At 38.6% G+C, this 12,052-nt stretch carries 12 protein-coding genes; 9 read left to right on the forward strand and 3 right to left on the reverse strand.

Features of this window, described 5'->3' with window-relative positions:
• Nucleotides 1–61: 61 nt before the first annotated feature.
• The 9 genes from E1140_RS05575 to aroF all read left to right on the forward strand — a co-directional run bounded on the left by E1140_RS05575 (nucleotide 62) and on the right by aroF (nucleotide 8,213).
• Entirely contained in the window at nucleotides 62–220 is a 159-nt protein-coding gene (locus tag E1140_RS05575) for a 30S ribosomal protein THX (protein WP_155180041.1), read from the forward strand.
• 366 nt (nucleotides 221–586) lie between these two features.
• Nucleotides 587–1,996, forward strand: coding sequence for an anthranilate synthase component I family protein (locus tag E1140_RS05580; protein ID WP_155180044.1), 1,410 nt, complete (start codon nucleotides 587–589; stop codon nucleotides 1,994–1,996).
• Nucleotides 1,993–2,565, forward strand: a complete 573-nt coding sequence (locus tag E1140_RS05585; RefSeq protein ID WP_155180046.1) for an anthranilate synthase component II — start codon at nucleotides 1,993–1,995, stop codon at nucleotides 2,563–2,565. Before E1140_RS05580 ends, E1140_RS05585 begins: the two co-directional genes overlap by 4 nt.
• Before the next feature lie 72 nt (nucleotides 2,566–2,637).
• Nucleotides 2,638–3,648 (forward strand): anthranilate phosphoribosyltransferase, encoded by a 1,011-nt coding sequence (gene trpD / locus E1140_RS05590; protein WP_155180048.1) that lies wholly within the window; start codon nucleotides 2,638–2,640, stop codon nucleotides 3,646–3,648.
• Between the two features lie 3 nt (nucleotides 3,649–3,651).
• On the forward strand, nucleotides 3,652–4,461 hold the full coding sequence (trpC, locus tag E1140_RS05595; protein WP_155180050.1) for an indole-3-glycerol phosphate synthase TrpC: 810 nt from the start codon (nucleotides 3,652–3,654) through the stop codon (nucleotides 4,459–4,461).
• Complete coding sequence (locus E1140_RS05600) at nucleotides 4,454–5,083, forward strand: phosphoribosylanthranilate isomerase (protein ID WP_155180052.1); 630 nt, start codon at nucleotides 4,454–4,456, stop codon at nucleotides 5,081–5,083. The genes trpC and E1140_RS05600 overlap by 8 nt, the downstream gene beginning before the upstream one ends.
• Nucleotides 5,073–6,254: a tryptophan synthase subunit beta gene (gene trpB / locus E1140_RS05605; RefSeq protein ID WP_155180054.1), complete on the forward strand. Its 1,182-nt coding sequence runs from the start codon at nucleotides 5,073–5,075 to the stop codon at nucleotides 6,252–6,254. Before E1140_RS05600 ends, trpB begins: the two co-directional genes overlap by 11 nt.
• A 108-nt stretch (nucleotides 6,255–6,362) precedes the next feature.
• On the forward strand, nucleotides 6,363–7,151 hold the full coding sequence (gene trpA, locus E1140_RS05610) for a tryptophan synthase subunit alpha (RefSeq protein WP_155180056.1): 789 nt from the start codon (nucleotides 6,363–6,365) through the stop codon (nucleotides 7,149–7,151).
• A 51-nt stretch (nucleotides 7,152–7,202) separates the two neighbouring features.
• A complete protein-coding gene (gene aroF, locus E1140_RS05615; protein ID WP_155180058.1) occupies nucleotides 7,203–8,213 on the forward strand; it encodes a 3-deoxy-7-phosphoheptulonate synthase in 1,011 nt (336 codons plus the stop codon).
• Nucleotides 8,214–8,306: 93 nt separating this feature from the next.
• On the opposite strand, the gene E1140_RS05620 is transcribed toward aroF, so the two are convergent.
• The 3 genes from E1140_RS05620 to E1140_RS05630 all read right to left on the reverse strand — a co-directional run.
• Nucleotides 8,307–8,945: a class I SAM-dependent methyltransferase gene (locus E1140_RS05620; RefSeq protein WP_155180060.1), complete on the reverse strand. Its 639-nt coding sequence runs from the start codon at nucleotides 8,943–8,945 to the stop codon at nucleotides 8,307–8,309.
• Between the two features lie 39 nt (nucleotides 8,946–8,984).
• The gene (locus tag E1140_RS05625; RefSeq protein ID WP_155180062.1) at nucleotides 8,985–11,354 is read right to left on the reverse strand and encodes a TonB-dependent receptor domain-containing protein; all 2,370 of its coding nucleotides are present in this window, start codon (nucleotides 11,352–11,354) and stop codon (nucleotides 8,985–8,987) included.
• Nucleotides 11,351–12,052, reverse strand: a 702-nt coding sequence (locus E1140_RS05630; protein WP_155180064.1) for a sterol desaturase family protein, incomplete at its 5' end; no start/stop codon positions are given. The genes E1140_RS05630 and E1140_RS05625, both read right to left, overlap by 4 nt.

Here is a 12,052-nt window from a genome sequence, read left to right on the forward strand (position 1 = left end):
TTTCCAGAGGTTCTTTTATTTTATGGCTTAATTAATCTTTCAACAAAAATCTAAAAAGACTATGGGAAAAGGAGATATTAAAACAAGAAGAGGTAAGATAGCTAAAGGTACATTTGGTGTTACTCGAAAGCGATCAGGTAATAAAAAGAGCTCTGTTACTGTAACGGAACCAAAGGCAAAACCCAAGAAGAAGCCTGCAGCTAAGAAAACAAAAGCATAAATGATAGTGTGCTATCAAACCTGATCTGAACCGATCAGGTTTTATTTTTTAAAAAATAATCACAAAGTATTTTTATATATCAAAGCAGATTCTATATTTGAATCTCAATGAAGAAAAATTTTAAAAATAACGCATGGTGGTGGCATTTCCTTAAATAGGAATTGGACAGCGTTATTGTATATAAAAATATAATCTAAAGGCTTGCTGTTCATTCAGCAAGCCTTTTTTAATTAACAAAAATGAGAAATAAGCAAATTTTAAGCTGGTGGTGGCACTTAACAATTCCTACGGATTGAACACATTTACTATGTCTGATAAAAAGGCCTTGTGTTCACTCGCAAGGCCTTTTTATTTAAAAAACGATTTATGAAAACATTTAAAATAAAAACGAAATACAAGAAACTTCTGGCGGATACGCTAACCCCTGTCAGCCTCTACCTAAGACTAAGAGACAAGTATGCTGACTCCATTCTTTTGGAAAGCTCTGACTACCATGGCAGCGATAATAGTATGTCATATATCTGCTGCTCTCCGATGGCTTCATTTATAGTTGAGGGAAAGAAATTAAAAAAGCAATATCCCGATTTATCTAAAGAGGAGTCTGATTTGCAAAAGGGGAGTTTAGTAAAGGAGTTGGAAGCCTTTAAAGCTGCTTTTAATAATAAGCCTCACGATTTTAAATTTAGCATCAATGGCCTCTTTGGTTATATGAGCTATGATGCTGTTCAGGAGTTTGAAGACATTGCTTTTAAAAATGAGAATGAGGATATACCTACAGTGATGTACCGTATGTATCGGTTTGTTATTGTGATAGATCATTTTAAAAATGAATTATATCTCTTTGAACATCAGCTTGAAAATGAGGAAGATTCGCAAATTGATACGCTTGTCTCATTAATTAAAAGGCATGATGACCCACAGTTTGGATTTGAGATGGTAGGTGAGGAGTCTTCTAATTATAATGATGAAACCTTTCTGGAGATTATCAAGAATGGTCAAAATCACTGTTTGAGGGGAGATGTTTTTCAGATTGTCCTCTCTCGCAGATTTCAAAAGAAATTTAAAGGCGATGAATTTAATGTGTACCGTGCGCTAAGGTCTATTAATCCATCGCCTTATTTATTTTACTTCGATTATGGCGGTTTTAAGATCTTCGGTTCGTCACCAGAATCTCAGATTACAATTAGCAATAATAAAGCTACCATCTACCCTATAGCAGGTACATTCAGAAGAACTGGTGATGATACCGCTGATGCTGAGTTGGCAAAAAAACTCTCAGAGGATGAAAAGGAAAATGCCGAGCACATTATGCTGGTTGACCTGGCGAGAAACGATTTGAGCCGAAGTGCTGAAAATGTTAAGGTTGAAGTGTTTAAAGAAATACAGTATTACTCTCATGTCATTCATTTGGTGTCAAAGGTCTCTGGAGATTTAAGTGAAGGTGATGTTGCCCTGCAACTGGTAGGTGACACTTTTCCTGCAGGTACTTTATCAGGCGCACCAAAGTACAAAGCCATGCAGTTGATTGATCAATATGAAAACAGAAGCAGAAGCTATTATGGTGGTGCCATTGGCTTTCTTGGTTTCAATGGAGAGTTCAATCACGCCATTATGATCAGGTCATTTTTGAGTAAAAACAATGTGTTGCATTACCAGGCTGGGGCAGGTGTTGTGGCCAAATCGGTACCCGAAAGTGAGCTTAAAGAGGTGGATAATAAACTAGCGGCTTTGAGGAATGCAATGAATATGGCACAAACTATCAACGGGGCATCATGAAGATACTAGTTCTGGATAATTACGACTCATTTACCTATAACCTTGTTCATATCATAAAAGAACTTGGTTATGGAAAGCATATGACTATTGCTAGAAATGATAAGATTACGCTTGATGAAGTGGCCGGTTTTGATAAAATATTGCTTAGCCCTGGTCCTGGAATTCCTGAAGATGCGGGAATTCTAAAATCCTTAATCATGACATATGCTGCTTCAAAATCTATTCTTGGAGTATGTCTCGGTCATCAAGCTATTGCAGAGGTATTTGATGCGGAGCTGTTCAATATAAAAGAGGTAAAGCACGGGATGTCAGGTCCAATCAATGTACTTGATCAGACCAACTATATTTTTGAAGGGGTTTCAGCAACTTTTACGGGGGCACATTATCATTCCTGGGCGGTGAAGAGGGATTCCATTGGAGCGCCTTTGACTATTACTGCGGAAGATGATCACGGATTAGTCATGGGGTTGAAGCATGAGCAGTTTGATGTTCAGGGATTACAATTCCACCCTGAATCTATAATGACGGAGCATGGTAAAATGATGATTAAAAACTGGATTGAGAAATAGACAATAGTAGTGAGTATTGAGTAGTCAGATCAATGTCTAACTACTGAATACTGACTACCAACTACTAAAACAATGAAAGAGATATTATATAAACTATTTGAACACGATACACTGGACAAAGAGACAGCACGTCAGATATTGATAGACCTGGCAAATGGCAAGTTTAACCATAGTCAGGTGGCAGCTTTTCTAACGGTGTATATGATGCGAAGCATCACTGTTGATGAACTGGAAGGGTTTAAGGATGCGATGCTCGAACTTTGTCTTCCTGTGGAGATTGATGAATACAATGCCATAGACCTTTGTGGTACGGGTGGTGATGGTAGAGATACCTTCAATATTTCTACCCTGGCCTCATTTGTTGTAGCGGGTGCTGGACAGGCCGTTGCCAAACATGGGAACAATGGTGTAAGCTCTGTTTGTGGCTCTTCAAATCTACTTGCCCATTTTGGCTATGAGTTTACTAATGAAATTGACGCACTGAAAAGGAGTCTTGATGAAGCCAATATCTGCTTTCTGCATGCGCCATTATTTCACCCTGCAATGAAGAATGTAGCTCCAATACGTAAAGATCTTGGTGTAAAAACCTTCTTTAACATGTTGGGGCCAATGGTGAATCCCTCTTTTCCAAAGAATCAGTTGGTAGGTGTGTTTAGTCTGGAATTGGCCAGACTATATGGCTATCTGTATCAAAAGACAAATAAGAGTTTTGTGATTCTTCATGCTTTAGATGGCTATGATGAGATATCTCTAACGGGGAATTTTAAAATGATAACCAATAGCGGTGAACAAGTGTTGTCACCAAAACAACTGGGATTTTCTTCCGTGACACCTCAAGAACTTTACGGAGGAAGTACCATTGAGGCAGCAGCTAAAATTTTTGAAGATGTATTAAAAGGAAAGGGTACCGATGCACAAACTAACGCTGTGCTGGCCAATGCAGGTATGGCGCTCTATTGTACTGATCAATCTCAGTCTTACGAAGAAGCCATTGCCAGAGCAGATGAGTCATTGAAGTCAGGCAAGGCACTGAGCACTTTTGAAAATTTGATAAATAAGAAAACCACGATCTCAAATAAATAAATGATGGATATACTAGAAAAGATCATTGCACATAAATACAAAGAAGTAGAAGAGAGGAAATCCCTTTTTCCAACTAAACTGCTGGAAAAGAGTATCTATTTTAACTCAGATACTGTCTCTCTGAAGAAGTATATATTGAGAGAAGATAAGTCAGGCATTATAGCTGAAATTAAAAGAAAATCCCCTTCTAAAGGCACAATCAACGCACATGTATCAATAGAGCGCACATCCATAGGCTATATGCAGGCAGGTGCTTCAGCACTATCTGTGTTGACGGATACCGATTTTTTTGGAGGAAAAAATGAGGACCTGATCACGGCAAGAAAATTTAACTTTTGCCCAATATTGAGGAAGGACTTTACGGTTGATGAGTATCAGATCGTGGAAGCCAAATCCATAGGAGCAGATGCAGTATTATTGATTGCAGCAGCACTGGAACCTGTTATATTGAAACAGTTGGCGGCATTTGCACAATCTCTTGGTCTGGAGACACTGCTGGAAGTTCATAATGAAGAAGAATTGAATTCATCTGTCAATGAGCATATTGATTTGGTTGGGGTAAATAATCGTAATCTCAAGACTTTTGAAGTAAGTATTGAAACTTCCAAATCACTTGCTTCTTTGATTCCTTCTAAGTTTGTTAAGGTCTCAGAAAGTGGGATTAGCGATCCAAGGACTATAATGGATTTGCGAGCAGTAGGTTTTCAAGGCTTTTTGATGGGCGAGCGCTTCATGCAAAACAGTAGGCCCGAAAAGGCTTGTGCAAGATTTATAGAATCACTAAGTCAATTGGAGAAAAACCTGTATGTCTAAGCTTGCCAATATAAAGCTCAAGGTGTGTGGCCTTCGTGATAATATTGACGAAGTGGCCGCGCTTGAGCCAGATTTTATGGGCTTTATATGCTATGACAAATCGCCAAGATTTATTGGTGAAAGCTTTTCAAAGAATATCAATACAAAGGCCATTAAAGTAGGTGTTTTTGTTAACCAGCCTGTGGATGAGGTACTTGATTTGGTGAGAAAACACCAGTTTGATTTTGTTCAGTTGCATGGTAGTGAAAATGTAGACTATTGTGTAGAGCTAAAGGCTTATGATATAAAACTCATTAAGGTATTTGCTGGCAATAAACTTCCAGATCAATTTGAAATAGATGCTTTCCTGCCTTTTGTAGATTACTTTTTGTTCGATACCAAACTGGAAACGCATGGTGGCACAGGAATGACCTTTGACTGGAATAACCTGAAAACCTTGACAATTAAAAAACCGATCTTTTTATCCGGAGGGTTGAGCCTTGATAATATAGAATCCATTAAGGAGCTACAGGGACTTGAGATCTTTGCCATTGATGTGAACAGCAAATTCGAAATCAGCCCTGGAAGAAAAGATATAGAAAAACTGAAGTCACTTAAAAAATTGATGACACATGAAATATGATGTAGATAGTAACGGCTACTATGGGCAGTTTGGGGGAGCGTTTATTCCTGAAATGCTTTATCCAAACATAGAGGAGCTGCGGGAGCAATACTTAAAAATCATTGAGAAGGAGAGCTTTAAAGCTGAGTTTGATGATTTGCTTAAGCAGTATGTTGGGCGGCCAACACCTTTATATTTTGCGAAGCGCCTGTCTGAAAAATATAAGGCCAAGATCTATTTGAAGAGAGAAGATTTATGTCACACTGGTGCACACAAGGTTAATAATACCATTGGGCAAATATTGTTGGCTAAGGCTTTGAACAAGCAAAAGATTATTGCAGAAACAGGGGCAGGGCAGCATGGAGTGGCCACAGCCACAGTTTGTGCTTTGATGGGCATGGAATGCATTGTGTATATGGGTGAAGTGGATATGGCCCGTCAGCGACCTAATGTTGAGCGTATGCGATTGTTAGGTGCAGAGGTGGTACCTGCAAAAAGTGGAAGCAGGACCTTGAAAGATGCAACCAATGAAGCTATGCGTCATTGGATCAGTAATCCTACCGATACACATTACATCATTGGCTCTGTGGTTGGTCCGCACCCTTACCCTGACATGGTGGCTAGATTTCAGTCTGTAATTAGTGCTGAGATAAGAACTCAATTATCCAGCTTAGAAGGCAGAGCATTGCCGGATAAAATTATAGCTTGTGTAGGAGGTGGTAGTAATGCTGCAGGAGCATTTTATCATTACCTCAATGATGAAAGAGTGGAGCTCATTGCCGTGGAGGCAGCCGGAAAAGGAAATGAAAGTGGTAAATCTGCGGCTACAACGGTATTAGGTAAGCCGGGTGTGTTACATGGCAGCAAGACTTTGCTCATGCAAACAGAAGATGGTCAGGTGGTGGAGCCTTACTCTATTTCTGCTGGACTTGATTACCCTGGCATTGGGCCTATTCATGCTCATTTATTTGATGTAGGTCGTGTGAAGTTTGAAAGTGCCACCGATCAGGAGGCAATGGAAGCAGGGGTTGAGTTGAGCAGATTGGAAGGTATTATTCCAGCGATTGAATCAGCTCATGCACTGGCGGCATTAAGTAAGTTGGAGTTGAAGGCTGATGAGATTATTGTTATCAATTTATCCGGCAGGGGAGACAAAGATTTAGAGACTTATATAAAGTGGGGAAAGTACTAGATAGCTACAAGCTATAAGGGCTTAGCTACAAGTAGAGCTATTAACCCATTGTAAATTATTATAAAAAGCAAGTTTAAGGCTTACAGCTTGCAACTTGAAGCTTATTACATGAACAGAATTAATAAATTATTTAACGAAAAATCATCAGGTATTTTGTCGGTCTATTATACGGCTGGGTTCCCCAATATTGATGATACACTTTCAATAACACAGCATTTGCAAAGTGCAGGTGCTGATATGGTGGAAATAGGTATTCCTTTTTCTGATCCGGTGGCTGATGGACCCACTATTCAGGAGAGTAACCAAAAGGCCCTGGACAATGGTATGACTTTAAAGCTACTTTTTGAGCAGCTAAAAGGTCTGCGGGAATCAGTTGATATTCCAGTAATTCTGATGGGCTATATCAATCCGGTAATCCAATTTGGACTTAAGGATTTTTGCAAAGCATGTCAGGAGGTGGGCGTTGATGGTTTGATTTTGCCCGACCTTCCAGTATTGGAGTATCAGGAGCATTATCAGTCCACCTTTCAGCAATATGGACTCAAGAATGTATTTCTAATTTCCCCGCAAACTTCAGAAGACCGAATAAAACATATAGATAGTATCTCTGACAGTTTTATCTACATGGTTTCTTCGGCAGGGACTACTGGTGCCAAGGATAAGTTTTCGAAAGAAAATATGACCTATTTTCAAAGGATTAAGGATATGGAATTGAACAATCCTACACTCACTGGTTTTGGGATTTCAAACCATACAACTTTCGAACAAGCGACTCAGACTTCAAGTGGAGCAATAGTAGGAAGTGCTTTTATTAAAACTATCACCAATAGCACCGACTTGAAAAAGGATGTCCATGAATTTGTCAAAAGATTAACAGGTTTAAGAGGAACTAATTAGCACAACTAATCAAGTCTAAATACTTACTACTCAATACTAACTACTCTCTCAATGCTAATACAACTAAAAGACAATATAACCAGCGATGATAAAAATCAGATTATAGATAAAATCGCTGGACTCAAATACAAATCCACGGAAGTAAAAACTCAAAAAGGCAATTACCTTGTGGGCATCGGTAAAAAGGATTTCGATATTCGAGATGTAGGTCATATGCGCGGCATAGCTGACATTCATATTGTATCAGATGATTACAAATTGGTGTCTAGAAAATGGAAAGTAAAACCAACGGTCATTGATCTTGGTGATGGCGTGACCATTGAAGAGGGGGGCATGGCTTTAATGGCAGGTCCCTGTTCTATAGAAAGTGAAGAACAAATAGAAAAGACGATTGCTCACCTTGTAGAAAACAACATCAAGATCATGCGTGGCGGTGTTTATAAACCAAGAAGCTCGCCTTACTCATTCAGAGGGTTAGGTATTGATGGCTTGAAAATGTGGTACAATGCCACCAGAGCTGCAGGCATCAAAATCATCACAGAAGTGATGCAGGTTTCTCAGATAGAGGAGATGTACGACTATGTGGATGTGTATCAGGTAGGAGCCAGAAATACTCAGAACTTCAATTTACTGGACGAATTGGGTAAAGTGGATAAACCTGTTTTGATTAAGAGAGGAATCTCCGGCACCATTGAGGAATTATTGTCCTCAGCAGAATATGTGTTTTCAGCGGGTAACGAAAACCTGATGCTGTGTGAAAGAGGAATAAGAACTTACGAACGTGCCAGTAGAAATACCATGGATATTAATGCTATTGCTATATTGAAAGAGAAGTCGCACCTGCCTGTTATTGCAGACCCATCTCACGGTATTGGCATCAGGGATTTTGTTGAGCCTGTGGCATTGGCCTGCATTATGGCCGGATCTGATGGAGTTATTTATGAAACGCATGAGAAACCTGAAGAGGCCTATTCTGATGGTCAGCAAACGCTAAACTTTGACGAGTCAGCAAAGCTGATCAGTAAAATGAGGAAAGTGTTTGAATTGAGGGAGGAGATGTAATTAGACATCTTGTAGAATAATACCAACCTAAACCAGGGCAGCACTCCTTTTTCAAGAAGTGCTGCTTTTTTGTTCCATTAATTTGACTGTCAGTTACTTAGTAGCATAGCCCTTGATTTGTGGCATTATCGGAATAAATGGAGATTTCAAGTTGTATTCCTCTATTCCCACTTTGCTAAACCCACTAGCTTCTAAAATTGATTTTGTATCCCTGGACAAATTGCATCCTTCAAAAAACCAATGCCATGGTTTGTGTATTGCTTTTTGTAAAGCAGCCAGAATACGACTGTCTTTAGCTGTGACATGTTCTATGAATATAAATTTTCCAGAAGGCTTCAGTATTCTTTTAATCTCACTAATACACTTTTCAGGATTACTCACTGTACATAACACCAAAGTGCAAATAACCATTTGATAAGCGCTTTCTGGCAGATTGATGTCTTCTCCAACATCGCTTATGATTTCCAGGTGGATATTATGTTTTTTAGCACTTTTTATGAGACTTGCATGCATGTGCACATTTGGTTCTATGGCAATTAATTTGGTGCCTCTTCTTAAATATCGCATATTGGCTCCAGTTCCGGGTCCAATTTCCACCAATGTGTCTGGGTGATCGCTGAATAATGCTTTCTTTGATGCCCCAAAAAGGCTGTGCATATAATTATCGAGTGTCCTGAAAAACAGGGCATTAATCGGACCTCGTATAAAGTTGAGTTTATACTTATTATTCATTATTAAATTTTATTAGTTGTTATTCTTAAATAGGGATATTTATTTGACTCTGTTTTTTTCTTCTTCGGCATTGTGCGCGTTGTTTTTCTTGGTCTTTTTAGAGTTACCGAACGTCTTAGTGTAAGTGAGCGAGACTATGCCTGATTCTGGTAGATAGGTTTCAAATGTGTTTATATCTAAAAGCTGATCTTCAGTTTTAATTTTCCAATTATCAGAGGCTAAAATATTACTGTATGATAATTTTAGGACACCCATATTGCCTTTTAGGGTTTGCTGGAAGCCAACATTAAGCGAACCAGCTGATTCAAAAGTACTTATGCCAAAAAGAGAGGGGGAACGGTAGTTTCCTGAAAGTTCAAAAGTGGTGCTACTCCCCAAGCTGAATCGATGAGATGATGAAATTCTGAAACTGTTTAAGGATCTATCAATTTCAGTTTGTTCAAACGCTGTTTTCAAACGCTCATTCTGAACAGTAAAACTGTTATCCGCTTTCCACCAAGCTGTTATTTGTACAGGTGAGCCAATGGTTATGATCAGTGCAGCTCTTTTATCGAAATTTTCCGCCTTGAAAAGGTATTGGTCATTCGATGTGATCCTGGGCTGAAACTCAGTAATTGCATCTTTCTCAGTTAGGTATTCTATATTGATATACTTGCTATTCCAGCCCCATTCTACTCCAAATTTGCTAACTATGGCAGGGTTAAGTCTTGTATTACCTGAGTACAACGCTGACGGTCCAAGGAAAATAACGAATGAACCCAAATGGTTGAAAGTAGGGCGGTTTATTCTTCTATTATAATTAAACTGTAGATATTGAGCATTATTCAGTTGATGGCTTGCTGATACACTAGGGAAAAAGTTTCCGTATTCTCTTTTGATGTCATTATCAGCATCATCAGTTTCAAGCAAGTTGGCAGTATACTCATAACGCAAACCAGTAACCAGATTTGTCTTTGTGCCGAACTGAAACTCAAGGGATGAGTATGCTGCATAAATCTTTTCATCCATTTTTGCAGCGTTGGATAAGTTGTTTCCAGAGAAGATGTTATCTCCATCTAAAGAACTTACCACTATGCTATTGTCGAAATTCGAGAAAGTAGCCTTAACTCCTGCTTCAATTTTCACATTGTTAGAGATGCCTCCGGTATAATCCAGATTAAAGACATCAAACCCAATGGGTGTTTTTTTGTCTATGGATGTTTTGCCGGGCTGGTTTTGAATTGTAGTTTCATAGCTGCTTGGGTTACTATTATCAAAGTATAAGTAGTTGTAGTTAAATGATAAGCCATGACTTTTACCCAAAGTCTGATCTATATGAAAATTGCCAGACCAGTGATTCCACTTATTGACTTCCTTGGTAATTATGTCAAAAGTTTCAACTTCATTACCAGCACTGTTGTTAATTACTCTATCATCAGCAATCATATCCCAATTGCGGTAAAAGCCGCTAAATGATCCGCCTAATACAGTATTGTTGGATATTGAATAATCTAATGCTAAAATGTAGTTGTGCGAAACTGTCACTGGGTTACGGAAACTCTGTGTCGATACCTTCATCGCTTCCAAATCACTATCCAGTGCCCATTCTTCAGGAGACCTATTTCTACTAAAAGAATAATTGCCTGAGAGCTCTAATTTGTTTTTTAGAATGTGAAAATTTGAGGAAGCACCAGTTTTTCCACCTTGACCGTATCCTGCCATTGCAGATACAGCACCTCCATTAAAATTCTTGTCCTCGCTAGTGATGATTTTGATAAGGCCTCCTGTTCCATTAGCATCATATTTAGAAGGTGGATTATTATATATTTCCAGCTTCTTGATTTCAGAGGCAGGCATACTGTTGAGCAAACCAATCAGCGCCTCACCATCTAATTGAGTAAGCCTATCATTAATCATTATTGCCAGCTTTCCTTTACCGAGAATAGATAATGAACCATTCTGCTTGTTCACTGAAATACCGCCAGCGTTATTTAGAATATCTAAAGCAGAACCACCGCTACTGGCTTGCTTATCAACATTAATAATTACACTATTATGTCTTCTGTCATATAGTTCTTTATTGGCTTCTATAACAATCTCATCAAGTTCTGTGGATATGCTGATAAGATTAATTTTTTTCAGATCTATGGTTTTATTCAGTAGCTCAACTTTTAATTCTAAGTTTTGATAACCTATTGAAGAAATAACTACTTTGTAATGTCCTTTATTAAGGTTACTAATTGCGAAGTATCCTTTAATATCTGACGGTATTCCAGATATTGTTGAATCTGAATCTATAATCATAATATGTGCAAAGGGGATAGGCTGATCCATATTGTCCACAACCTGTCCCTTTATCTTTCCAGCCTGAGCACTTAACAGGTTAGGACTCAGGAGTATTATCCAGAACAATATTCTATTAAAACTCATATTCTTCTGCTTTTAGTAACATCCTTAAACCTTAGCATATCGAATAGTCTATTAGATGCCCCCATGTAGAAACCTGATTCTTCATGCTCATATGTTTTTGGGTTTTTAAAGGTTCCAAAAAGCATGTCTATAATGGGCAAATCGGTATAGTTGTATTTATGAATACCTTTAGCGTGATGTATATTATGACTTTCAGGCCTTTGCAAAATATAACCTAACCATCTAGGGGTGTTAATGTTAGCATGTTGAAAAGCGCTGAGGAATGTTATTGTTATTATGGTGATTGTAATGGCCTGAGGGGATAATCCCAATACCAGAGAAAATGTCAAAGAGCCTACTAAAGAGAGACCAATCATATCATTAAGACTGAACATGAATGAACTTGGAATGTCAATTCTTTCAGCACTATGATGAACCTGGTGTGATACCCTGAAAAGGAAATCAGACTTATGCATACTGATGTGCCAGGCGTACTGCACAACCTCAAAAATGAGTACCCCTACCAACACTTGGGTGAAGATGCTCATTGAACTCAAATCAAAAAGCTGGTAAGACAGAAAGAAGTCATCCCAAATGATAGGAATGTAGGTGGTCAGATGGATGTAAGCAAGGAAAAAGGCGAGGCCCCTTAGTTTCCAATACTTGATTTTTGGTAGTTGGCGCGCTGGTGCAATTACTTCCCATAAAAATAGGGTGCC

It is taken from the genome of Fulvivirga lutimaris (assembly GCF_009711525.1).
GTDB lineage: Bacteria > Bacteroidota > Bacteroidia > Cytophagales > Cyclobacteriaceae > Fulvivirga > Fulvivirga lutimaris.

What these genes read in the sequence shown, in the direction of transcription:
- E1140_RS05575 (WP_155180041.1), top strand. Translation starts at nt 62, where the DNA reads ATGGGAAAAGGAGATATTAAAACAAGAAGAGGTAAGATAGCTAAAGGT.
- E1140_RS05580 (WP_155180044.1), top strand. Translation starts at nt 587, where the DNA reads ATGAAAACATTTAAAATAAAAACGAAATACAAGAAACTTCTGGCGGAT.
- E1140_RS05585 (WP_155180046.1), top strand. Translation starts at nt 1,993, where the DNA reads ATGAAGATACTAGTTCTGGATAATTACGACTCATTTACCTATAACCTT.
- trpD (WP_155180048.1), top strand. Translation starts at nt 2,638, where the DNA reads ATGAAAGAGATATTATATAAACTATTTGAACACGATACACTGGACAAA.
- trpC (WP_155180050.1), top strand. Translation starts at nt 3,652, where the DNA reads ATGGATATACTAGAAAAGATCATTGCACATAAATACAAAGAAGTAGAA.
- E1140_RS05600 (WP_155180052.1), top strand. Translation starts at nt 4,454, where the DNA reads ATGTCTAAGCTTGCCAATATAAAGCTCAAGGTGTGTGGCCTTCGTGAT.
- trpB (WP_155180054.1), top strand. Translation starts at nt 5,073, where the DNA reads ATGAAATATGATGTAGATAGTAACGGCTACTATGGGCAGTTTGGGGGA.
- trpA (WP_155180056.1), top strand. Translation starts at nt 6,363, where the DNA reads ATGAACAGAATTAATAAATTATTTAACGAAAAATCATCAGGTATTTTG.
- aroF (WP_155180058.1), top strand. Translation starts at nt 7,203, where the DNA reads ATGCTAATACAACTAAAAGACAATATAACCAGCGATGATAAAAATCAG.
- E1140_RS05620 (WP_155180060.1), bottom strand. Translation starts at nt 8,945, where the DNA reads ATGAATAATAAGTATAAACTCAACTTTATACGAGGTCCGATTAATGCC.
- E1140_RS05625 (WP_155180062.1), bottom strand. Translation starts at nt 11,354, where the DNA reads ATGAGTTTTAATAGAATATTGTTCTGGATAATACTCCTGAGTCCTAAC.